This is a genomic window from Mesorhizobium intechi (assembly GCF_002879535.1).
Classification (GTDB): Bacteria; Pseudomonadota; Alphaproteobacteria; order Rhizobiales; family Rhizobiaceae; genus Mesorhizobium; species Mesorhizobium intechi.
In genome coordinates this window covers 1-23,126 of sequence record NZ_PNOT02000080.1, presented here as the reverse complement: position 1 = coordinate 23,126, position 23,126 = coordinate 1, and the positions used below count along the sequence as shown (strand labels likewise).

Annotated in this window: 21 protein-coding genes and 1 pseudogene; 16 read left to right on the top strand and 6 right to left on the bottom strand. The window is 64.0% G+C overall.

Going from position 1 to position 23,126, the window contains the following annotated elements:
* Positions 1-76 precede the first annotated feature (76 nt).
* From C1D09_RS07315 to C1D09_RS07240, 16 genes are all read left to right on the top strand, one after another.
* Entirely contained in the window at positions 77-1,408 is a 1,332-nt protein-coding gene (locus tag C1D09_RS07315; protein ID WP_143973641.1) for an ABC transporter substrate-binding protein, read from the top strand.
* A gap of 126 nt (positions 1,409-1,534) precedes the next feature.
* On the top strand, positions 1,535-2,482 hold the full coding sequence (locus tag C1D09_RS07310) for a carbohydrate ABC transporter permease (protein WP_143973644.1): 948 nt from the start codon (positions 1,535-1,537) through the stop codon (positions 2,480-2,482).
* Positions 2,479-3,429 carry a carbohydrate ABC transporter permease gene (locus C1D09_RS07305; protein WP_010913114.1) on the top strand — a complete coding sequence of 317 codons (951 nt, stop codon included), beginning with the start codon at positions 2,479-2,481 and terminating at the stop codon, positions 3,427-3,429. The genes C1D09_RS07310 and C1D09_RS07305 overlap by 4 nt, the downstream gene beginning before the upstream one ends.
* Complete coding sequence (locus C1D09_RS07300) at positions 3,426-3,632, top strand: hypothetical protein (protein ID WP_095771666.1); 207 nt, start codon at positions 3,426-3,428, stop codon at positions 3,630-3,632. The genes C1D09_RS07305 and C1D09_RS07300 overlap by 4 nt, the downstream gene beginning before the upstream one ends.
* 2 nt (positions 3,633-3,634) lie before the next feature.
* Positions 3,635-4,747, top strand: coding sequence for an ABC transporter ATP-binding protein (locus C1D09_RS07295; protein WP_143973640.1), 1,113 nt, complete (start codon positions 3,635-3,637; stop codon positions 4,745-4,747).
* Complete coding sequence (locus tag C1D09_RS07290; protein WP_143973639.1) at positions 4,740-5,753, top strand: ABC transporter ATP-binding protein; 1,014 nt, start codon at positions 4,740-4,742, stop codon at positions 5,751-5,753. The genes C1D09_RS07295 and C1D09_RS07290 overlap by 8 nt, the downstream gene beginning before the upstream one ends.
* A 73-nt stretch (positions 5,754-5,826) precedes the next feature.
* Positions 5,827-7,470, top strand: coding sequence for a dihydroxyacetone kinase subunit DhaK (locus C1D09_RS07285; protein ID WP_143973643.1), 1,644 nt, complete (start codon positions 5,827-5,829; stop codon positions 7,468-7,470).
* Positions 7,471-7,542: 72 nt separating this feature from the next.
* On the top strand, positions 7,543-8,145 hold the full coding sequence (dhaL, locus tag C1D09_RS07280; RefSeq protein WP_143973638.1) for a dihydroxyacetone kinase subunit DhaL: 603 nt from the start codon (positions 7,543-7,545) through the stop codon (positions 8,143-8,145).
* Complete coding sequence (dhaM, locus tag C1D09_RS07275; RefSeq protein WP_010913108.1) at positions 8,142-8,531, top strand: dihydroxyacetone kinase phosphoryl donor subunit DhaM; 390 nt, start codon at positions 8,142-8,144, stop codon at positions 8,529-8,531. The genes dhaL and dhaM overlap by 4 nt, the downstream gene beginning before the upstream one ends.
* A gap of 20 nt (positions 8,532-8,551) precedes the next feature.
* Positions 8,552-8,854, top strand: coding sequence for an HPr family phosphocarrier protein (locus C1D09_RS07270; protein ID WP_140769963.1), 303 nt, complete (start codon positions 8,552-8,554; stop codon positions 8,852-8,854).
* A gap of 41 nt (positions 8,855-8,895) precedes the next feature.
* A complete protein-coding gene (ptsP, locus tag C1D09_RS07265; RefSeq protein ID WP_167514516.1) occupies positions 8,896-10,470 on the top strand; it encodes a phosphoenolpyruvate--protein phosphotransferase in 1,575 nt (524 codons plus the stop codon).
* Between the two features lie 11 nt (positions 10,471-10,481).
* Positions 10,482-10,907 (top strand): hypothetical protein, encoded by a 426-nt coding sequence (locus C1D09_RS07260; protein ID WP_143973637.1) that lies wholly within the window; start codon positions 10,482-10,484, stop codon positions 10,905-10,907.
* A 32-nt stretch (positions 10,908-10,939) separates the two neighbouring features.
* Entirely contained in the window at positions 10,940-11,926 is a 987-nt protein-coding gene (gene dhaK / locus C1D09_RS07255; protein WP_143973636.1) for a dihydroxyacetone kinase subunit DhaK, read from the top strand.
* Between the two features lie 509 nt (positions 11,927-12,435).
* Positions 12,436-14,343 (top strand): propionyl-CoA synthetase, encoded by a 1,908-nt coding sequence (locus C1D09_RS07250; protein WP_143973635.1) that lies wholly within the window; start codon positions 12,436-12,438, stop codon positions 14,341-14,343.
* A 134-nt stretch (positions 14,344-14,477) separates the two neighbouring features.
* Positions 14,478-15,560, top strand: coding sequence for an acyltransferase family protein (locus C1D09_RS07245; protein WP_143973634.1), 1,083 nt, complete (start codon positions 14,478-14,480; stop codon positions 15,558-15,560).
* 35 nt (positions 15,561-15,595) lie between these two features.
* Positions 15,596-15,943, top strand: a complete 348-nt coding sequence (locus C1D09_RS07240; RefSeq protein WP_143973633.1) for an OsmC family protein — start codon at positions 15,596-15,598, stop codon at positions 15,941-15,943.
* 57 nt (positions 15,944-16,000) lie between these two features.
* On the opposite strand, the gene C1D09_RS07235 is transcribed toward C1D09_RS07240, so the two are convergent.
* The 6 genes and pseudogenes from C1D09_RS07235 to C1D09_RS07210 form a co-directional block, all read right to left on the bottom strand.
* Entirely contained in the window at positions 16,001-18,388 is a 2,388-nt protein-coding gene (locus C1D09_RS07235) for a polysaccharide biosynthesis tyrosine autokinase (protein ID WP_143973632.1), read from the bottom strand.
* 286 nt (positions 18,389-18,674) lie between these two features.
* A complete protein-coding gene (locus C1D09_RS07230) occupies positions 18,675-19,571 on the bottom strand; it encodes a UTP--glucose-1-phosphate uridylyltransferase (RefSeq protein ID WP_019862855.1) in 897 nt (298 codons plus the stop codon).
* A 74-nt stretch (positions 19,572-19,645) separates the two neighbouring features.
* On the bottom strand, positions 19,646-20,614 hold the full coding sequence (locus C1D09_RS07225; RefSeq protein WP_143973631.1) for a glycosyltransferase family 2 protein: 969 nt from the start codon (positions 20,612-20,614) through the stop codon (positions 19,646-19,648).
* Positions 20,604-21,554 carry a glycosyltransferase family 2 protein gene (locus C1D09_RS07220; RefSeq protein ID WP_143973630.1) on the bottom strand — a complete coding sequence of 317 codons (951 nt, stop codon included), beginning with the start codon at positions 21,552-21,554 and terminating at the stop codon, positions 20,604-20,606. Before C1D09_RS07220 ends, C1D09_RS07225 begins: the two co-directional genes overlap by 11 nt.
* Positions 21,554-22,543: a glycosyltransferase family 2 protein gene (locus tag C1D09_RS07215; RefSeq protein WP_143973629.1), complete on the bottom strand. Its 990-nt coding sequence runs from the start codon at positions 22,541-22,543 to the stop codon at positions 21,554-21,556. Before C1D09_RS07215 ends, C1D09_RS07220 begins: the two co-directional genes overlap by 1 nt.
* A gap of 15 nt (positions 22,544-22,558) precedes the next feature.
* Positions 22,559-23,126 (bottom strand): annotated as a pseudogene (locus C1D09_RS07210) (glycosyl transferase family 1); the annotation flags it as partial.

Genomic DNA, 23,126 nt, shown 5'->3' with positions numbered 1-23,126 from the left:
GTTTGGGCCTCTGAGGAGAGAGGTTGAGGGCTCTTGAAACCGTCATCCGGGCGCGTTTCGCAAATGGGAGGAAGGCATGAAATCGAGTTTGAAACTGGCGTTGGGACTGGCCTCGGCGATCGCAGCGTCGACAGCCGTCTCAAACGCCGCGCACGCTGAAGACCTGACGCTTTGCTGGGCCGCCTGGGACCCGGCCAACGCACTTGTCGAACTGTCCAAGGATTTCACCAAGGAAACCGGCATCGGCATGAAATTCGAGTTCGTGCCATGGACCAACTATGCCGACCGTTTCCTCAACGAACTGAACTCGCACGGCAAATTGTGCGACCTGATCATCGGCGACAGCCAGTGGATCGGCGGCGCGGCCGAGAACGGCCACTACGTCAAGCTGAACGACTTCTTCGACAAGGAGAAGATCAGCATGGACGACTTCGTGCCGGCGACCGTCGTCGGTTATTCCGAATGGCCCAAGAACACGCCGAACTACTGGGCACTGCCGGCCATGGGCGACGTCGTCGGCTGGACCTATCGCAAGGACTGGTTCTCCAGGCCCGAGCTGCAGAAGGAATTCAAGGAGAAGTATGGCTGGGACCTCGGCCCGCCGGCGACATTCGACCAGTTGAAGCAGATCGCCGAATTCTTCCAGAAGCGGCAGATCGACGGCAAGACCGTCTATGGTGCCTCGATCTACACCGAGCGCGGCTCGGAAGGCATCACCATGGGCGCCATGGACGTGCTCTACAGCTACGGCTTCCAGTATGAAAACCCGAAGAAGCCCTACGAGATGCAGGGTTTCGTCAATTCCGAGAAATCGGTGAAGGGGCTGGAATTCTACAAGGCGCTCTATGATTGCTGCACCCCGCCCGGCGCCTCCAACAGCTACATGGGCGAAGGCGTCGATGCCTTCAAATCCGGACAGGTGGCGATGCATATGAACTTCGCCTTCACCTGGCCCGGCCTGCAGAAGGACGAGAATGTCGGCGGCGACAAGATCGGCTACTTCGTCAACCCGAAGGGGCCCGACGGCGACCAGTTCGCGCAGCTAGGCGGCCAGGGCATCTCGGTGGTGTCCTATTCCGACAAGCACGAATCGGCGTTGAAATACATCAAGTGGTTCGCCAACAAGGACGTGCAGGCCAAGTGGTGGTCGCTCGGCGGCTATTCCTGCCTGAACGCCGTGGTGAAGGATCCGAAATTCCCCGCCAGCCAGCCCTACGCGCAGGCCTTCCTCGACTCAATGGCGATCGTGAAGGATTTCTGGGCCGAGCCGAGCTACGCCCCGCTGCTGCAGGCCTCGCAGAAGCGCTTCCATGACTATGTCGTCGCCGGCCAGGGTTCGGCCAAGGATGCACTCGACGGTCTGGTCAAGGACTGGACCCAGGTGTTCCAGGACGATGGCAAGATGTAACCGGGGCACGATGTAACCGGCTCCTCCCGAGCCAGACCGACGCATCCCGTGCCACCCTTGGCACGGGATGCAGTTCAGATAAATTCCATCACAGAGACGACCCAAGTGACCGAAGCAGGACTGACCATGCTCAATCGGACCGCGGAGAACGTTGCCCGGGCGACCCCGGAACCGTTGGCCCGCAAGGTCCGGGGCATCAGCGACAAGGGCCTCGCCTGGCTGTTCATCTCGCCGACGATCCTGTTGCTGCTGGCCATCAACATCTTCCCGCTGTTCTGGGCGATCTACCTGTCCTTCACCAACTACCGAGCCAACCGGCCGAACGAAGTGGTGAAGAATCTCGGCTTTGCCAACTACCAGCGCATCCTCGGCGACCAGGACATCTGGTTTGCCATGCAGACGACGGCGCATTTCGTGTTCTGGACCATCCTTCTGCAGACGCTGATCGGCTTCACCCTGGCCTGGCTGATCGACCGGAAATTCCGCGGCCACGCCTTCTGGACGACGCTGATCCTGGTGCCGATGATGCTGTCGCCGGCGGTGGTCGGCAATTTCTGGCGCTTCCTCTACGAGCCGCAGATCGGACTGTTCTCCTATGTGATCTCGTTCGTCAGCGGCATCCCGCCGACAAGCATCCAGATGCTCTCCAACGTGTCGCTGGCGCCATGGTCGATCATCATCGTCGATACCTGGATGTGGACGCCCTACGTGATGCTGATCTGCCTGGCCGGCCTGCGGTCCATCCCCGAATACATCTATGAGGCGGCCGAGGTCGACCGTGCTTCCAACTGGCGGCAATTCTGGTCGATCACGCTGCCGATGGCGCTGCCCTTCATCATGCTGGCGGTGCTGTTTCGCGGTATCGAGAACTTCAAGATGTTCGACATGGTCAACCTCTTGACCGGCGGCGGACCGGGCTCGACCACCGAGGTCGCCTCGATCACGCTGAAGCGGCAGGCATTCGAGAGCTGGCGCACCGGCTATTCCTCGGCCTTCGCCATCATCCTGTTCGTGGCGGTGTTCGGGCTGGCCAACATCTACGTCAAGGCGCTCAACAAGGTGAAGCAGAGATGAGCCTGACCACTGCCCATTCGGTCGTTGCACCGTCAGCGAATTCGAAGCGCATCGCCGGCGCGATCATCATCGCCTACGCGCTGATCTCGATCGTGCCGCTCTTGTGGATCTTCGCCACCAGCTTCAAGACGCCGCCGGATTCGATCGCCTATCCGCCCAAGATCGTCTTCCAGCCGAGCATCGAGGGCTATTGCAACCTGTTCACGACGCGGACGCGGCAGACGCCGGAATACATCAACTCGCTGGGGCCGGCGACCGGCTTCTGCGACGAGACCGTGCGTAAGCGCAACATGGTGATCGCCGGCCCGTCCAACTTCCTGCCGCGCTTCCTCAACTCGCTGATCATCGCTTTCGGGTCGACCTTCTGCGCGGTCTTTCTGGGCACGCTGTCGGCCTATGGTTTCTCGCGCTTCAAGGTGCCGCTCGCCGACGACCTCCTGTTCTTCATCCTGTCGACGCGCTTCATGCCGCCGATCGCCGTCGCCATTCCGATCTACCTGATGTACCGCGAGCTTGGCCTGTCGGATACGGCGCTCGGCATGATCCTGCTCTATACCGCGGTCAACGTGTCGCTGGCGGTGTGGCTCCTGAAAGGCTTCATCGACGAGATCCCGCGCGAATATGAGGAAGCGGCGATGATCGACGGCTATACCCGGCTGCAGGCGTTCTGGCGCACCGTGCTGCCGCAAGCGACGACCGGCATCGCCGCAACCGCCATCTTCTGCCTGATCTTCGCCTGGAACGAATATGCCTTCGCCGCACTGCTGACCTCGGGCACGGCGCAGACCGCGCCGCCCTTCATCCCGACCATCATCGGCGAAGGCGGCCAGGACTGGCCGGCTGTGGCGGCCGGCACGACGATCTTCCTGGTGCCGATCCTGGTTTTCACCATCCTGCTTCGCAAGCAATTGCTGCGCGGCATCACCTTTGGCGCGGTGCGCAAATGAGCATGACCAATCCCGTTAAACGCAAGTCACGCTGGCCGGCCTGGGCTCGGCGCGGCCTGATGGAAAACATCGCGACCGCACTGATCGCCATCGGTTTCCTGATGCTGTTCCAGCCTTTCGCGCTGTCCCTCTACACCTATTCCTTCATCACCATGCTCGCCGGCACCGTGATGTTCATCATCGTCTCGAAGTTCCCGGAATAATCATGGCCGAGATCCGTGTTCAGCACCTGAGAAAGGCCTTCGGCGATTTCGTCGCCGTGCAGGATTCCAACTTCGTCGTCGAGGATGGCGAGTTCTTCGTCATGCTCGGGCCGTCGGGCTGCGGCAAGACGACGACACTGCGCATGATCGCCGGGCTCGAATTGCCGACCGGCGGCCAGATCCTGCTCGGCGGCGAGGATGTCACCATGCTGCGGGCACGCGAGCGCGACATCGCCTTCGTCTTCCAGCTGTTCGCGCTCTACCCGCATATGAATGTGCGCAAGAACATCGGCTTTCCGTTGCTGGCGCAAGGCATGCCGTCGGCCGAAATCCGGACACGCGTCGAAGAGACGGCGAAACTCCTGCGCATCGACCACCTCCTTAACAAGTCGGTCTCCGGCCTTGCCGGCGGCGACCGCCAGCGCGTGGCGCTTGGGCGCGCCATCGTGCGGCGGCCGAAATGTTTTCTGATGGACGAGCCGCTCGGCACCTTGGACACCGAATTCCGCGACCTCATGGTCCATGAACTGCGTGAATTGCACAACCGCATCCACGCCACCACCGTCTATGTCACGCATGACCAGATGGAGGCGATGTCGATGGCCGACAAGATCGCTGTGATGAACCACGGCGTCATCGAGCAGTTCGGCACACCGCGCGAAATCTACGACCGCCCGGCGACCATGTTCGTCGCCGACTTCATCGGCTCGCCGCCGATGAATTTTCTGGGCTTCGGCGGCGGGCTCGCTAAAGGCGCGAAGGAGATCGTCGTCCAGGGCGCGAAGGTGGCGGTGCCGGAGGTGCGCGAGGATATCGCGCCGGCCGACATGGCGCTCGGCATCCGGCCCGAACATATCCGTTTCGACGACACTTCCAAGCTGCGCGGCGCCATCTACGGCACCGAATATCTCGGCACCACGCAGATCGTCGCGGTGGAAACGGCCGACGGCATCATCAAGGCGCGGGTGCCGGCCGAAATCCGGCTCAATGCCGGCGATCATGTCGGTCTGGCGCTGAACAGCGCACGGCTGTCGCTGTTCGACAAGGGATCGGGCCGCGCGGTGAGAACCGCGGTCCACGACACCGCCTCTCAGGGGAGAGCGCAGCATGGCTGACGTGCACATCAAGAACGTGACCAAGAGCTTTGGCGAGCATGTCGCCGTCAACGGCCTCGACCTGCACATTGCAGACGGCGAGTTCGTCGTTCTGCTCGGGCCGACCGGGGCCGGGAAGACGACGACGCTGCGGCTGATCGCCGGGTTGGAGCGGCCGGATGCCGGCGCGATCGAGATTGGCGGCAACGACGCCACGACGTTGTCGCCGGCCGAGCGCGACACGGCCTTCGTGTTCCAGCAGTACTCGCTCTATCCGCATCTGTCGGTCTACGACAATCTCGCCTTCCCGCTGCGCTCTCCGGCGCGGAAAATCCCGGAGGACAAGATCCGCCGCCGGGTCGAGGACGTGGCGAAGATGGTGCGCATCCATCACAAGCTCGCCAACCGCTCGACCAAGCTGTCGGGCGGTGAAATGCAGCGCGTCGCTATCGGCCGCGCCTTGGTGCGCAAGCCCGCCATCTATCTGATGGACGAGCCGCTTTCGTCGCTCGACGCCAAGCTGCGCGCGGATCTGCGGCTGGAGCTGAAACGCATCCAGTCCGAACTCGGCGCCACCATGCTCTATGTCACGCACGACCAGATCGAGGCGATGACCATGGCCGACCGCATCGGCATTCTTGCCGACGGGGTGCTGGTACAGATCGGCTCGCCGCGAACCATCTATTCGGAGCCGGCAAACCTGCATGTCGCGGCAAGGCTCGGCCAGCCGGCGATCAATCTTCTGCCGACCGGCCTGCTGCCCGATGGCGGCGCTCCGGCCGGCACCAAGACGATCGGCGCGCGCACCGAACATCTGGCCATCGAAAAGGCCATGAATGGCCATGCCGACGGCGTCGTCGACTGGGTCGAGCATCTCGGCGACCAGAACCATCTGCATGTGACGGTGGGGCCGAAGAAACTGGTGACGCTGACCGACCCCGACACCGATCTGGCGCAAGGCGACAAGGTGGTGATCCGCTATCGCTCGCCGCTCTATTTCGGCGCCGATGGACAAAGATTGATGTGAACGGTTTCGGTGTTTGTCCGCGAAAGCGGCAATGCCGCCTCCGATTGACGATCGCGAATATGGAACGAGTTCGATGAAGCACTTCTTCAACCGCAGGGAAACGATCGTCACCGAGGCGCTGGACGGCCTGTTGCGCACCATCGGCTCAGGCGAGCTCGCGCGTCTCGACGGCTATCCCGAGATCAAAGTCGTGCTGCGTGCCGACTGGGACAAGTCGAAGGTCAGCGTCGTCTCCGGCGGCGGCGCCGGGCATGAGCCTTCGCATGCCGGGTTTGTTGGCAGGGGCCTGCTGACAGCGGCGGTCTCCGGCGAGATCTTCGCCTCGCCGAGTGTCGAAGCGGTGCTCGCTGCGATCCGCGCGGTAACCGGCCCGGCCGGCTGCCTGCTGATCGTCAAGAACTACACCGGCGACCGGCTCAATTTCGGCCTGGCCGCCGAGAAAGCGCGCGCCGAGGGCTTTCGCGTCGAGATGGTGATCGTTGCCGACGACATAGCCTTGCCTGACATCAACCAGCCGCGCGGTGTCGCCGGCACGCTATTCGTGCATAAGATCTCTGGTCATCTGTCGGAAGCCGGCCACGACCTGGCCGATATCGCGGCAGCGGCGCGGACGGCAGCAAAGGATATCGTTTCGCTCGGCATGTCGCTGTCGTCCTGCTCGATCCCTGGGCAGCCGCATGAAGACAGGTTTGGCGCGGACGACGGCGAACTTGGCCTAGGCATTCATGGCGAGCCGGGCGTCGAGCGGATTGCCTTGCAAAGCGTCGACAGGCTGGTCGCGATCATGGCGGAGCGCCTCGCGGCAGGGCTCGACCCGAAGGCGAGCCATGCCTTGCTGATCAACAATCTCGGTTCGGTGCCACCGCTTGAAATGGCTGTTATAGCCAATGCAGTGCTTGTTTCGCCACTTATGAAGACCGTCAGGCTGACGATCGGCCCCGGCCCGCTGATGACGGCGCTCAACATGAACGGCTTCTCGCTGTCGCTGATCCAGCTCGATACGGCGCGCGAGGCCGCCCTGCTGGCGCCGGTCGGCCCGCATGCCTGGATGCCCGCCAAGCCGGTCGCGGCGCCTGTCGTCGTGCCAATGGCGAAAGCAGCCGGACAGAGTGCTGCGCACAAGCCCAGCCAGGATGCCGGCACCGGGCGCCTGATCGTCACGGTCTGCGAGAGACTGATCTCGCTCGAAGCGGCATTGAACGGGCTCGACGCCAAAGCCGGCGACGGCGACACCGGCTCGACAGTGGCGACTGGCGCGCGCAGCGTCCTCGACAGGCTCGACACCCTGCCATTGGCGAACCCTACTGCGACACTCGGCGCGATCGGCGACGTATTGAGCGCGTCGATGGGCGGCTCGAGCGGCGTGCTGCTGTCGATCTTCTTCACGGCGGCGGCACAGGCCCTTGGCGGCGGCGCCAGCCTGTCCAAGGCGCTGCTTGCCGGACTTGAGCGGACGACTTTCTACGGTGGCGCCAAACCGGGTGATCGCACCATGGTCGATGCGCTGGAGCCCGCGCTGAAAGCGCTCGATGCCGATGGCCTGGAGGCGGCAGCGGCCGCCGCCCGGCGCGGCGCCGAAGCCACGGCCGCGATGGTGAAGGCAAAGGCCGGACGGGCCGCCTATGTCGGCACCAAATTGCAAGGCGTGGTCGACCCCGGCGCGCATGCGGTGGCCGAGGTGTTTTCGGCCGCCGCCACTCTGCTCGTCACGGCCTGATGCATGCACCAGTTGTCTAATGACCGTTCTTTCGCTACTGCCGGCAGACTGGAAACCGGGATTCTGGGCAACATGGCGCCGTTGAACCTAGCCAGGCTGATCGCGGTGGCCGCCGATACGATCGCCGCTCACGCCGAGGAATTGACGGCGCTCGACCAGGCGATCGGCGACGGCGACCATGGGCTGAACATGAAGCGCGGCTTCGAGGCCGTGCGAGCCGAGGCCGATGCGTTCGCCGCAAAACCGCTGCCTGACGCCCTGAAGGCGATCGGCACCAAGCTGGTGATGACGGTGGGCGGCGCTTCGGGTCCCTTGTTCGGCACGCTGTTCATGGCCTTGGGCAAGGAGATTGCGGCGGATCCCGATCGCAGCGGCCTGGCCGCTGCCTTCGGCAAGGCGGTCGAAGCGGTGGCCGCGCGCGGCAAGTCGCAGATCGGACAAAAAACCATGCTCGATGTGCTGCAGCCGGTGCATGACGCCTTGGCGGCGGACAAGACGGCGGCTGAGATCGCCGACATCGCCGATGCCGCCGCCGAAGCGACCGTGCCGATGAGGGCGCTGCGCGGCCGCGCCTCGTTCCTTGGCGAGCGCTCGATCGGCCATATGGATGCCGGGGCGCGCTCGACCGCGCTGCTGGTGCGCTCGGTGGGGCAAGCGATCGGGGAAAGCGCATGAGCAATGTCGGGATCGTGATCGTGTCGCATTCGCCGCTGGTCGCGGAGGGCACGGCCGACATGGTACGCCAGATGGTGGGCGACGAAGTGCCGCTTGCATGGTGCGGCGGAAACGGCCATGGCGGGCTCGGCACCAATGTCGAGGCGATCATGGGCGCCATCGACAAGGCCTGGTCGGAAGCCGGTGTCGCCATCCTTGTCGATCTCGGCGGCGCCGAGACCAACTCGGAAATGGCGGTGGAGATGATCGGCGAGCCGCGTGCGCAGAAGATCATCGTGTGCAACGCGCCTATCGTCGAGGGCGCGGTGATGGCCGCGACCGAATCTTCCGGCGGCGCCTCGCTGAAGGAAGTGGTGGCGACGGCGCACGAATTGTCGCCGTCGTGAGTGAACGGGATCTCTGAAAAATGTCCGCAGCCGCCGAAGCGACCGTCCTGATAACCCACGATGTGGGGCTGCACGCGCGCCCGTCGGTGAAGTTCACCAAGCTGGCCAAGACCTTTGCCGCCGACGTGGAAATCGCGCTGGCCGCCAACGGGCCTTGGTTCGACGCCAAGAGCATCGTCAAGGTGATGGCGGCCAAGGCGCCGAAGGGCACGGTGCTGCACATCAGGGCCAGCGGCAGCGGCGCCGATGATGCCGTGCGCGCGCTGATCGAGCTGGTGCAGCGCGACTTCGACGAGGATGCCGGTCATGTCCGCTCGGCGTGAGGCTGGCACGCTTCTTCGTCGGCCCGAAGGGAATGCGGGCCATGCGGATTGAGGGCGTTCCAGCCTCGGCCGGCTATGCCGAGGGGCCGCTGTTCGACCTCGACCGGCCGCCGGCCGCCTACGCAGGCAAAGCCACCGCCACGGAAGAGAAGACGTCGCTGCAAGCCGCGATCGGCACGGCAGTGATCCGGCTTGCAGCCATGGCGGAGGCCGCCGACAGCGACGCCGCCGGCATACTCGAATTCCACATCGCCATGCTGGAAGACGACGCCTTGAGCGGGCCGGCCTTCGCGTCGATCGCTTCGGGACAGACCGCCGACGTGGCATGGAGAGAGGCGCTTGATGGCGAGATCGCCGGTTACGAGGCCTCCGACCAGGACTATTTCCGTGCCCGTGCCACGGACCTGCGCGACATCAGGGACCAGGTGCTGCGCATCCTGACGGAGGACGTCGACAGCGCCGCGCCGTCCGGTGCCATCCTCTGCGGCGAGGACATCGCGCCGACGCGCTTCCTCGAAACCGACTGGAGCCATGGCGGCGGCATCGCGCTGAAGGCGGGAAGCACAGCCAGCCATGTCGCCATGCTGGCGCGCTCGCGTGGCGTGCCGATGGTGGTGGGGTTGCGTGAACCGCTTGCCGATCTTGCTGGCATGGCACTGCTCGACGCGGAGCACGGCAGCATCGTGCTGGCGCCCTCGCCGGCCGAGATTGGCACGTTCCGGCAGTCATCCGCTTCCTTCGCGGCCCGCCAGGGCGTGGCCCGGCGTTTTCTGGCGCGGCCGGCGGTGACCAAGGCCGGCACGGCGGTGCGCGTGCGGGTCAACATCGCCGATCCGTCGGATGTCGACGGCATCGACATCGCGACCTGCGACGGTGTCGGGCTGATGCGAACAGAGTTCCTGTTCGGCAAGAATTTGCCGGATGAGGAAACGCAATACCGCGCCTATCGCAAGGTGCTGGAATGGGCCGGGGAAAAACCGGTGACGATCCGCACCGTCGACGCCGGCGGCGACAAGCCGGTGCCAGGGTTCACTGTCGAGGAAGGCAATCCGTTCCTCGGCCTGCGCGGCATCAGGCTGTCGCTGGCGCGGCTCGACATTTTTCGCGTACAGATCAGGGCATTGCTGCGCGCCGCGCCACACGGCAATCTCAGGGTGATGTTTCCGATGATCGCCACGGCCGATGAGTATGGGCGTGCGGCCGCCCTGTTCGCCGAAGAACAGGCAGCCCTTGCCGCACGTGGCGTCATCCACAAGATGCCGCCGCTGGGCATCATGGTCGAGGTGCCGTCGGTGGCCATCGCGCCGGAGGCGTTCGCCGGCGTCGCCTTCTTCTCGATCGGCTCCAACGATTTGACGCAATATGTGATGGCGGCGGCGCGCGACAATGCCGCGGTCGCGCATCTCAATTCGGTCCGTCATCCCGCTGTGCTGCGGTTGATCGGCTCGGTCACGGCCTTCGGACGGGAAAACGGCATTCCCGTCGGCCTGTGCGGCGATGCCGGCGGCGATCCGGCCGCGATCCCGTCGCTGCTCGGAGCCGGCCTGCGCGATCTGTCCGTCGCACCGGCGCAACTCGCCATGGCCAAGGCGGCCATCGCGGATGTTTCGGTCTAGGCGCGGCCGGCATGGTTGACATCAAACCCGAACCCGGCTCCGAAGAGGCGATCCGTGCCTACAAGGCGATCCTGTCGCAGGTCATCGACCAGCGCCCGTCCGGCATGCGCCAGCGCCTGGCCGACGCGCTTGGCAAGCACCGCAGCTTCGTGACGCAGATTTCGAGCCCGGCCTATACGGTGCCGATTCCGTCGAAGCATTTGCCGGCTATTTTTTCCGTCTGCCATTTCAGTCCGGCGGAGCGGGATCAGTTTCTCGCCGCCTACCATCAGGCGCATCCGGGAAAAATGTCGATTGCCGCGGGCATGCGCAAGACGCGGCATGTGTCGCTCGTCGTTCCGGATTTCGGCGACGACAAGCAGAATGCGGCGCTCGATCGGGCGATCAACGAATTCATCCAGAAGATCACCAGCATCGCCGGAAAGGGTGGCGGCTGACCATTTGCCGCCGGGCTGTTCGGGAGGACGCCATGAAGAAATTTATGAACGCTGTGGACACGGTTTTGACCGAGAGTCTCGACGGTTTCGTGGCCGCCCACGCCGACATATTGACGCTTGGCGACGAGCACAAATTCGTCCGCCGCAGGACGTTGCGGCCGGGCAAGGTGGCGCTGATCTCCGGCGGCGGCTCGGGCCACGAGCCGCTGCATGGCGGCTTTGTCGGCCATGGCATGCTGGACGCCGCCTGCCCCGGCCAGGTGTTCACCTCGCCGACGCCGGACCAGATGCTGGCTGCGGCGCAGGCCGTCGACACCGGTGCCGGCTGCCTGTTCATCGTCAAGAACTACGAGGGCGATGTGATGAATTTCGACATGGCCGCCGAAATGTCCGATGGCATCCAGCAGGTGGTGACCAATGACGATGTTGCCGTCGAGAATTCGTCCTACACGACCGGGCGGCGCGGCGTGGCGGGCACGTTGGTGGTGGAAAAGATCGTCGGCGCAGCAGCCGAACATGGGCTGGCGCTGCAGGTGCTGAAGACACTGGGCGAGCGCGTCAATGCCGCGACCCGCTCAATGGGCGTGGCGCTGACCAGCGGCACCGTGCCGGCGGCGGGCAAGCCGACCTTCGACATCGGCGACGGCGAGATGGAATTCGGCGTCGGCATCCATGGTGAGCCCGGCCGCCGACGCGACACCTTGAAGAGCGCCGACGCGATCGCCGAGGAGATCTGTACCGCGATCCTGGGCGATCTCGGCGACAAGGCGAAAGGACCGGCCCTGCTGTTCATCAACGGCTTCGGCGGCACGCCGCTGATGGAACTCTATCTGATGTACAATAGCGCGCGCAAAATCTTCGAGAAGCACGGCGTGACGATAATCCGTTCGCTGGTCGGCAGCTACGTCACCTCGCTCGACATGGCCGGTTGCTCGATCACGCTCACCATGCTCGACGACGAGATGACGGGCTGGTGGGACGCGCCTGTCCATACGGCGGCCCTGCGTTGGGGCATGTAGAAATTCGAGTGCGCGGCGATTTCCCCGGAAAAAGCGACAGCGTGCCGTTGCGAATGGCGATCTGAGCGCCATCAATCCTCAGCGGAAATCACCCCAGGAATAGTCGTCACCATGAAGCCTCGGCTAACCGCGTTGGTTCGCCGGGCCGTTGCTTTTCTTCCCTTAAGTAAGGTAAGGACTCCCCGGGGTTTTGGGGAGATAGCGTATGCGTTACAACTGGGAGCGGGCTCCGACGACTTTCGAACGTCATCGAAAAGCGCTGGCGGCAGCCATTTTGATCTTCGGTGGCGTAGGCCTCATGCTCGTGGCCCTGCCGATCTAGTGCCGCCGGCATTTCGTCCAATGAAACCCGTTTGTTAGACGGCTGTCGGCCGACCTCTCTACGAGGCTGCCCGGCCACGGCGATTAAGCGGTCTAGGACCGGTTCATACGAAAATCAGGGAAGACAGGGCCGAAAAAAACAGCATAGGCTGTCGGCAAAGACGGCAAACGGCTCCTGGGAGGTGCGGATGGCTTCACGCTATCAAGAGGTCTATGACGGCTGGAAACACGACCCGGAACAATTCTGGGCGGACGCGGCCGGCGCCATCGACTGGTATTCGCCCTGGGACAAGGTGTTCGACGCCACCGCCGGCGTCTATGGCCGCTGGTTTGCCGGCGCGACCTGCAACACCTGCTACAACGCCATCGACCGGCATGTCGCCGGCGGACGCGCCGACCAGATCGCACTGATCTATGACAGCGCCATCACCGGAACGGTGAAAAAATTCACCTACGCCGAACTCAAGCGCGAAGTGGTGGCGCTGACCTCGGTGCTGAAGAACCGGGGCATCGGCAAGGGCGACCGCGTCATCATCTACATGCCGATGGTGGCGGAGGCGGCCATCGCCATGCTCGCCTGCGCCCGCATCGGCGCCGTGCATTCGGTCGTGTTCGGCGGCTTTGCCTCGCATGAACTGGCCACCCGCATCGACGACGCAAAACCGAAGCTGATCATCTCGGCCTCCTGCGGCCTGGAGCCGGGCCGGATCGTCGCCTACAAGCCGCTGCTCGACAAGGCGATCGAGATGTCCCGCCACAAGCCGGACGCGTGCCTGATCCTGCAGCGCGACCAGCTGCGCTGCGAACTGAAGGAGCATTTCGACATCGACTATGCCGACGCCGTCGCGCGCGAACGGGCGGCCGGCGCCAATGTCGACTGCGTGCCAGTGCTGGCCACCGATCCGCTCTACATCATCTACACGTCGGGCACGACCGGCCAGCCGAAGGGCATCGTGCGCGACAATGGCGGCCACATGGTCGCGCTGAAATGGACGATGGAAAACGAGTTCGGCGTCAAGCCGGGCGAGGTGTTCTGGGCAGCGTCCGATGTCGGCTGGGTCGTCGGCCATTCCTACATCGTCTACGGACCGCTGCTGCATGGCAGCACCAGCGTCCTGTTCGAAGGCAAGCCGATCGGCACGCCCGATGCCGGCACCTACTGGCGGGTCATCTCGGACCATGGCGTGGTCGCGCTGTTCACCGCGCCGACGGCGTTCCGGGCGATCAAGGGCCAGGACCCGCGAGGCGAGTTCGTTGCCAGATACGATCTGTCGAAATTCCGCACGCTGTTCCTCGCCGGCGAGCGCGCCGACCCCGAAACCATCAAATGGGCGGAGCAGAAGCTGAACGTGCCGGTGGTCGATCATTGGTGGCAGACCGAGACCGGCTCGCCGATGACCATCAACCCTGCGGGGCTCGGCCTGCTGCCGGTAAAATACGGCTCGCCCGGCGTGCCGATGCCCGGCTACGACATCCGCGTGCTCGACGATGCCGGCCACGAAGTGCCGCGCGGGACGCTCGGCAATGTCGTGGTCAAGCTGCCGCTGCCGGCCGGCTGCCTGCCGACGCTGTGGAATGCCGACGCCCGCTTCCGCCAGGCCTATCTCGACGAGTTTCCCGGCTACTACAAGACCGCGGACGCCGGCTTGATCGACGAGGACGGCTACCTCTATGTGATGGCCCGCACCGACGACATCATCAATGTTGCCGGCCACCGGCTGTCGACCGGCGCCATGGAAGAGGTGCTGGCCGCCCATCCCGATGTCGCCGAATGCGCCGTCGTCGGCATTGCGGACGCGATGAAAGGGCAAATTCCGCTCGGCTTCGTGGTGCTGAACGCCGGTGTCGCGCGCGACGGCGGCGCCATCGAGAAGGAGGTCGTCGCGCTGGTGCGTGAGCGGATCGGGCCGGTCGCCGCCTTCAAGACCGTGGTGACGATCAAGCGCCTGCCCAAGACGCGGTCGGGAAAGATCCTGCGCGGCACCATCCAGAAGATCGCCGATAAGGAAGAATGGGCGATGCCGGCGACCATCGACGACCCGGCCATCCTCGACGAGATCACCGCAGCAATGAAGGCGCGCGGGATCGGGATTTGAGACGGATGCGACGCGTGGTTTCGCACAGCCTGTGCTTGCCGGTCGGTCAATCCTGATCGGCAAGCAATACTTTTATTGTGCGATGCAGCAAGCCACCCTACAGTGTCTCCTGGGGGGCCATCCGACGGTGCGGTATGGCTCAGCAAAAAATTACCTTTGGCGGCGTCGACATCCTGCGGTTTCTCGCGGCCGTTCTGGTCATGGTCTACCATTATGGCTTCTGGGTGTGGGCCTATCCCGATGGCATCTCGGCACAGGCCACGGGCGGCGTGCCCGCGCAGCCTGACATAGGCGCCTGGGTCGAATCCGGCTGGGTCGGCGTCGAAATCTTCTTCGTCATCAGCGGTTTCGTCATCGCCTTCAGCGCCGAGAAGTCGACGCCGCTGCGGTTCTTCGAGGCCAGGGTGAAGCGACTGGCGCCGGCGGTCTGGATCTGCGCACCGGTCACCACCGCGCTGCTTCTCGCCGTCGGCCTGAGCTGGCCGACCGATGCGGTGGTCAGGCTGGCCCGCACCGTCCTGTTCGCGCCCTATGGTCCCTGGGTGGACAGCGTCTACTGGACACTCGGCATCGAGATCGCCTTCTACGCCATCGTCTGGATCCTGCTGCGGCTCGGCCGCTTCGATCTGATGGAGGCGGTCGCCATCGTCATCGGCCTGGTCAGCACGCTGTTCTGGTGCCTCTATTATCCGCTCGGCTGGGCCGACTTCGCCGAGACGCGGCTGCTCCAGCTTACTTTGGTGCATCACGGCTGCTTCTTTGCCGTCGGCGTGCTGTTGTGGCTGATCCGGTTCAAGGCGCTGACGGTGCCTCGCCTGGGCTTCTGCCTGCTGTTCCTCGGCGGGGGCGTGCTGCAGATCGTCAGTTCAGTCGACGTCCACAGCATCAAGGTCAATGCCGCGATGCCCTATGCACCGCCGATCCTGATCTTCCTGGTCGCCATCGCGCTGATGGCGTGGTCGCTGCGGCTCGACCTCGGCTGGAGCGGATGGCGCCGGATCGGCCTGATGACCTATCCGCTCTACCTGATCCACGACGTCGTCGGCGCGGCGATGCTGGGGGCGATGGTCCGTGCCGGGATGCCTTATCTCCTGTCGATGGCAATCGTCGGCGCGACCATGATCGCGGCAAGCTGGCTGGTGGCGACGGAAGCCGAACCGCGCATAAGGCGGCTGCTCGACCACACCGTTTTCCGCTACCGGCTCAAGGCGGCGTAGCCGCCATTGTCCATTTGAGGAAGCAGGGTTCGTCCATGCCGGCGTCGGCTTCGCCGCATATCGTTCCGCTTCCTTATTCCGTGGAAGCCAATGTCGATCCGGAAGAAGCCTATATCGCGGCGATTTCCAGCTGCCACATGCTGACTTTTCTCTCGCTCGCGGCGCCCAAGCGGATCGTCGTCGAGAGCCATACCGACAAGGCGATCGGCATGATGGCGAAGGTCGATGGAAAGTTGATCGTCAGCCGCGTCGAGCTCAATCCGACCATCGTCTACGCCGGCGAGCAGCCAAGCGCCACAACGCAAGCGGAATTGCACCACCTGGCGCATGAACAGTGCTTCATCGCCAATTCCGTCAAGACGGAAATCCGGGTGGCCGCTTGAGCTATCCATCTTAGCGCCGTTCCAGGAAAAGCGTGAAACAGCTTTCCCGGAACGGCTCTAAACCGTTGCCTTGCTGCGCACTTCCGACTTGTCGAGATAGTAGCTCGAATATTTGTCGAAGAATTTTTCCGACGCGCCGAACGATCCGTATTTGGCGAGCTTCTTCAGGTCGACCTTGTTCAGCACCGCGCCGACGATCTTATTGGCGACATAGGGTTCGGATTCCAGCATCGACCGCACCATGGCGCGCGGCGTGCGGCCCCATTCGGTGACCAGTACGAAGCCGTCGACCAAAGGCGCGAAGGCCTTGGCGTCGACCACCGGCCCGAGCGGCGGCAGATCGACGACGATGTACTCGAACGTCTCCTTGGCGTTCTCGATGAAGCGCCGCATTCCGGCAGAGGACAATAGCTCACTGGTGTGCGAGAAGTTGCCGCGCAGCACGGCGGGAATGATAGCGAGCTTGGTCTGCCGGTCGATCTTGCCGACCGATTGCCAGGTCTGGCCATTGACCACGGCTTCCATGAGACCTTGCTCGGCTTCCATGCCGAGGCTGCGGCTCAAACCCGGATTGCGCAGGTCGCCGTCGATGAGCAGCGTCCTGGCGCCGTTGGCGGCCAGCAGTCCGGCAAGATTGGCCGCGACCGTCGACTTGCCTTCGCCGGGAAGCACGGAGATGACGCCGACGACGCGGCTGCCCTGTCCTTCCATCACGACATCGAAGGCGATCTTGGCGCTGCGCAGCGTTTCGGAGAACATCGATGCCGGGGCATCGATGCTCACCCGCATGCGCGCGCGCCTTTCGATGGCCGCCGGCGACCTCGCTGCCTTGGCATCCGGCTGAGCCTCGGCCTGCTTGTCGTCCTTGGAGGGCCTGCTGCCGATGGTCGGCAGATAGCCGAGGAATTTGAGGCCGACGCGGTCGCGGACCTCCTCGCCGGTCCGGAAGAACCGCTCATTGAACTCGTTGAGGCCGCCGAAGCCGGCGCCCATCAGCACGCCGAGCACGAGCGACAGTCCTAGCACGATCATGGTTCGCGGGCTCGAGGCGGAGAGCGGCGTCGAGGCATCCGAGATGATGCGGATCTTGCCAACCGGGAAGGATTGCTGCTGCGCGGCTTCCTCGTAGCGGCCAAGGAACGTCTGATAGAGCGTGGTGAGCGCCGTCGCCTTCTGGTCGAGGTCGCGTAACTGGACCTGCGACTGGTTGTCGATGGAGCTCTTGCCCTGAGCGGCGGCAACATTGGCCCTGAGCGCGGTCTCGCGCGCCAGCGCCACCTCATACTCGTTGCGATAGCTTTCGGTGAGCTGCTTCAGCTCGCCGAAGATCTGCGCCGATATGTCGGCCTTCTCCTTCGCAAGCGCCACGGCCTGCGGATGTTGAGGACCGAAATTCGCCTCGACGTCCTGCTGACGCTTGGCGACGGTGAGGTAGCGGGTCTTGAGCGACGAAATGACCGAGCTGCTCGGCTGATCGCTCGAAATGGCGGCATCCTTGAAAGCGTTGTCCGAGCCGCTGTCGACGATCGACTTGTACTGCTGGTAGCGAGCGCTGGCGCGCGCCGTGTCGGCCTGCGCCACGATGAGCTGGGCGTTGAGGTCGGCAAGCTGCTTGTCGCTCATCAGCTGGCCATCGCTGTTGGCGGACAGGCCGTGTTCGGCCCTGAATTTTTCGACGGCCAGCGATGCCTGCTGCGAACTTTCTCTCAGTTCCGTCAGCCGGCCCTGCAGCCAGACCGCCGCGCGCTCGGTGGCGTCGAAGCTGGCATCGAGCTGATCGGCTAGATAGGCGTCGGCATAGGCCTTGGTGATCGCTTTCGCCAGGGCCGGATCCGTGGCCTGATAACCGAGCGCGATGACGTAGCTTCGTCCGACGCGATCCGCCTGGATCTCGCTCTGCAGCTTGAGGATCGCATAGTCGCGGCGCGACGTGGCGATCAGCGCATCGCGGGTGGCGGGGTCCAGCTTGCTGATGTCACCGACGCCTGGGATGGTCGGGCTGGGCCGGACATACTGGATCAGCCCGCGGATCAAGCCGACACCCTGGGCAAGGGCGGATTGCGGCGGGTTCATGAACGCGTCGTTCTGGTCGAGCTTGAGCTTGTCGACGACCACCGCGGCGAGCCGGGTAGAGGTCAGGATCTCGATCTGGCTCAGAATGGCGGAATCGGTCTGCATGGTCGTCGACGCCGCTGAAATGTCGTCGACGATCTTGTTCAGGCCCTCGTCGATCAGCACGCTCGAAACCGACACATATTTGGGCGGGGTTGTCTGCAGATAGAGCATGCCCAGGAAAAGACCGATGACGGCGCACACAGCAACCACCTTGGCCTGCCGCGCGGCCATGCCAAGCAGCCGCTCGATATCGATGAAGTCTTCGCCGTTTCCTGCGTCGGAATTCGGCAATGGCATCCTCTTGTCGAGAGGAAAGTTGGCATAATTCATCGTCGGTCCAATCCCAGAGCCCGTTGCGTTCCCGATCATCGGGTCGAGGCTCTATCTCTTTGTTTGGACATGATCTTTTCCGAAAACTTCGGGAACCATGACCTGTCTCAGTTTCAAGCATGACCTTTCCGGAAACCGGGAGTCACTTTCCAGGATCATGCTTGGGCTTGCAGGCGCCCCAACGGTCGGTAGCATTGCCAAGAAGCAACGCAAGCTTCATGCCAGACGACGGGGCCTTTCGGCCCCGCGCCGCCAACCATCCGGCAATACTCCCGAAAGATGGGCATTATGCGGCTTCTTCCTGGCGTTCATGCGACCGGACGAACTCCTGAAGCATCTCGAAAACCGGGCCCTTCATGTCGTTGCGCGCCAGCGCAAAGGCAATGTTGGCCTGGATGAAGCCTTCCTTGGATCCGCAGTCGAACATGCGGCCGAGGAAAGGCTGGGCAAAGAACGGCTGGTCCTTTGACAGGCGGACCATGGCGTCCGTCAGCTGGATCTCGTTGCCGGCGCCACGCTGCTGGTTGCCCAACAGCGCGAAAATCTCGGGCTGCAGGATGTAGCGGCCGTTGATGTAGAAATTCGACGGCGCGTTGGCCGGGGCCGGCTTCTCGACCATGGCCGTGACCTCGAAACCGCCGCCGATTTCGGCGCCGCGGCCGACAATGCCGTATTTGTTGGTCTCGCTCGGATCGCAGCGTTCGACGGCGATGACATTGCCGCCGGTGCGCTCATAGAGGTCGACGGTTTCGGCAAGACAACCGCGCCCGCCGAAGGAGACCATGTCTGGCAAAAGCAAAGCGAAGGGCTCGTTGCCGATGACCTCGCGGGCGCACCAGACGGCGTGGCCGAGTCCCTGCGGGGATTGCTGGCGGATGAAGGAGGTGGCGCCGGCCACCGGCAGCATGCTTTCGAGCGCCTCCAACTGGGTCTTCTTGCCCGTCTGCTCCAGGGTTCCGATCAATTCCGGATGCAGGTCGAAATAGTCCTCGATGACCGCCTTGTTGCGGCCGGTCACGAACACGATGTGCTCGATGCCGGCTTCGAAGGCTTCGTCCACCGCATATTGCACGACAGGCCTGTCGACCACCGGAAGCATTTCCTTCGGCATCGACTTGGTCGCCGGCAGGAACCGTGTTCCAAGCCCCGCCACCGGTATCACGGCCTTCCTGATTTTCTTCATCGCAAATTCCTTCTGAGGAGATCGACTACAGTCCATTCACAGGCCACGAAAAATCCCTCCATGTGCCTGCATCTTCACCTCCCCGCCCCCACGGCAAATTGTGCCGCTACTCGTCGCAACCGCACGGCGATCGGCATGCCCATATGCCTGACCGCCGCCGGGTCGCTGAGCGCCGTCCGGATCGCCTTGAGCGGGGACCGCGCCTTGATGTGCTGGACCATCGCCAGGAAGGAGGCTGCCTTGCGCAGGCTGCGGCCGCGCCGGGCAAAAGCCGACTGGGCCGCCTCGTCCATCCGATGGGTTTGAGCGAATACGGCATCCGCCAGGCGCATCGCTTCGACATGGTGAAGCTCGAGCACACGCGAGATGGAACCGCTGCGGATGTGGTAGGCATAGCCGATCTCCGGCTCGACCACGCATCTGCCGCCCTTGGCGAGCGCCTCGGCAAACAGGATGTAGTCCTCGCCGATCCTCAGTTTCTCGTCGTAGCGAAGCCGGTTTTCGTCGAGGAACCGGCGCTGGAAGATCGGCTTGAGGTAGCCGAGGTTGAACTTCGATTCGAAGATGACGTTGCCGGCGATGTAGGTGGCCAGTGAAATCTCGCGCAGGCTTTCCAGATACTGCCTTGGGAACATCGCATCCTCGACGACACCGTCCTCGCGGATGACCTGGAGATTGTCGACGGCGATCTGGGCATCCGCTTTTTCGGCGCGGCCGATCATGGCGGCGATACGGCCGGGGAAGACGGCATCGTCGGAATCGAGAACAGCTATCCACCTGCCGCGGGCGACGTCGAGCCCGGCATTTCTGGCGCCACCGGGACCGCGATTCTTGGCAAGCGCGACGACGCGCACAATGTCCTCGGGATAGGCCCGCGCCACATCGAGCGTGGCGTCGCGCGACTGGTCGTCGACGACGATGACCTCGACGCTGACGCCCTTCTGCGCAATCGCGCTGGCAATCGCGCGGTCGAGCGTCGCCTCGGCATTATAGGCGGCGATGACAAAGGAAACATCCGGGGCGAAGGAAACGTCAGGCTGCACGCTTGCCTCCTTCCGGAGATGACGATTGGCCGTAGAGCCGGAGTTCGCGGACGCCGACAAGGCCGCTGACGACGCCGACATGCATGATGCCGCGCAGCACGCTGCGGTTCCTGCGCACCGGGCTGGCGACCACGGGAAGGGCCGCGGCGAAACAAAACGCTGCCTTTGCGGCGGCAAGGCCGACATGCTTGATCAACCCGATGCCGCGCGCATTGCTGCCCAAGAGGTGACCATGCGTCTGGCCGACGCGAAAACGGCGGCGGCCGAGCCAATCGAACGCGGCCCTTGAGCGCGGCACCACCTCGTCCACCCAGGCCTCTTGAGCGAAGGCGATGCGGCCGCCGGCCTTGACCATCTGATCGAAGAGTTCCGTGTCCTCGCCGCCGGTCTGGCCGCGCGCCAGGCTGAAGCGACGGCCCCGCAGGCTGTCCGACTGCATGCGCAGCAGGACGTTGCAGGTGTAGCCGGTGCGGATCTCCCCGCGCACCCAGACCGGCAAGGTCGAATGGAAGTCGCCCCGGCGCATCCATTCGGGTGCATCCGGGCGGTAGAGCGCCCGCACCGGACCGAGCACGGCGGTGGCACCACTCTGCTCTGCCGTCGCCACCAACTCGGCCAGCCAACGGGCGGAGGCAGTCTCATCATCGTCGATGAAGGCGAGGAAATCCGCCCCGCTGGCATCGAGGCAAGCGTTGCGGGCGACCGAGATGTTGCGCGCCGGGGCATGCCGGTAGCGGACCGGCACCGCCAATTCCTGCGACAGCGCCGCCACCAATGCCTGCGCGCTCGGCGTGTCGTCATTGTCGGCAACGATGACGCCGATATCGAAGCCCTCAGGCATCTCCATGGCGGCAAGCGAGCGCAGCGTGTCGGCCAGCTCCGGCCGGCGGAACGTGCACACGCCGATGTCGATGCTGCGGTTCTTGGCCCGAGCCACCATCACGCCACCCCGCGTCGCGCGCCAAGGCCGAGAAGCTGCAGCCAGAAGCCGACGGACCAGCCGAAATGCATGACCATGGCCGAAACGCCGGCCAGCGCGATGTCGGCATTGCGCTGGCGAATGGCCGTCACCAGGCCGTAGCCGAGGCAGACCGAAGCCCAGACCAGCAGCGGTACAGCCGCGATCCAGTGCACGAACGAGAAGGCCGCCAGAAGAACCACCGGGAGGACCGCCAGCGGTACCATCTGCCGGACCTTGGGGATGACGCGGTGCTTGAGCACATTCTTGGCGCGGCCGCGACCATAGCCGAGATACTGGAAATAGAGGCCTTTGAGCGAGGCGCGCGGATAGTAGATCATTTGCGTCTTGCCGCTCATCCAGATCCTGTAGCCGGCCCGCCGCAGCCGGTAGTCGAGTTCGGCATCCTCATTGTGGCTGAAGGTCTCGTCATAGCCGCCGACAGCGCCGAAGGCCGATATCCGCATCAGCGCGTGATGGCCGTGGTCGACCCATTCTCCGGCGGAGAGGTGACGATGCTTGGAGCCACCGGTGCCGAGTTTCGAATTCTGCGCCGCCGCAACCGACTTCTGCACGGCGCCGCTGCCGCTGGTCAGCATCGAAACCACGACCGAATCGGCTGATGTGGCCAGCGCTTCCTCAAGCAGCCGGTCGCAGTAATCGTCGGGATAGCCGCCATGCGCGTCGATGCGGATGAGATATTCCGCGCCTTCGCCGAAAGTGCCGACGGCGAGATTGATCGCCGCGCTCTGGATGCGGCGCTTGTTGTGAAGCAGGACAACGCGCGGGTCCTTCGCTGCGACCTGCTCGACAATGGCCAGCGTACCGTCCGTGCTGCCGCCGTCGGCAACGACGATCCGGGCGCCAAGCCTTGCCGCCGCCGGGCAAAGCTGGCCGAGCAGTGCACCGATATGGGCTGCCTCGTTCAGGCAAGGGATCACGATCAGGGTGGAGGGAAGCGCTTGCGTCATCAGGCAATGTCCATCCTATGCCAGCGCCGCAGTCGCGAGAGGTTCGCGCACAGCGGTCAGGAGGCGCAACTTTTCGACCAGCGCGCTGCAGTCGCTGCGATCGTAGCTCCACGTCCTCGGATTGCGGGCAAGCACGCGCGCCTTCAGTCTGCCGAAGCGCCGCTCCTCCATCGTGCCGAGTGCGGTTTCGAGCGCCTCGGGCGTCGCCTTGGGCAGCAGGATGCCGATGTCCTGCTGGCTGAGGAACCGTCCGGTTTCCGTATGGCCCATCGAGATCGGCACCGCCCCGAAGCGGCAGCCTTCATAAAGACGGTTGGGCAGCAGCCATTCCGAATTCTGCCCCTCCTCGAAGAAATCGATCGCCCAGGAGAAATGCACGTCCTGGTAGATCGCCGCCATGTCCTCCGGATTGCGGTAGGGTCCACGAAACGACAAATAAGGCTCGGCTTCGACGAAGGCGTGGAAATCCGGGAATTCGGAGAGCGCCGGACGCCCGCGCAACACAATTTCGAAACGTCCATCCATTCGGTGGGTGAAATCGGCCAGAAGCTTGAGCGAGCGCCGGCAGCGCAGGGCCCCGAAC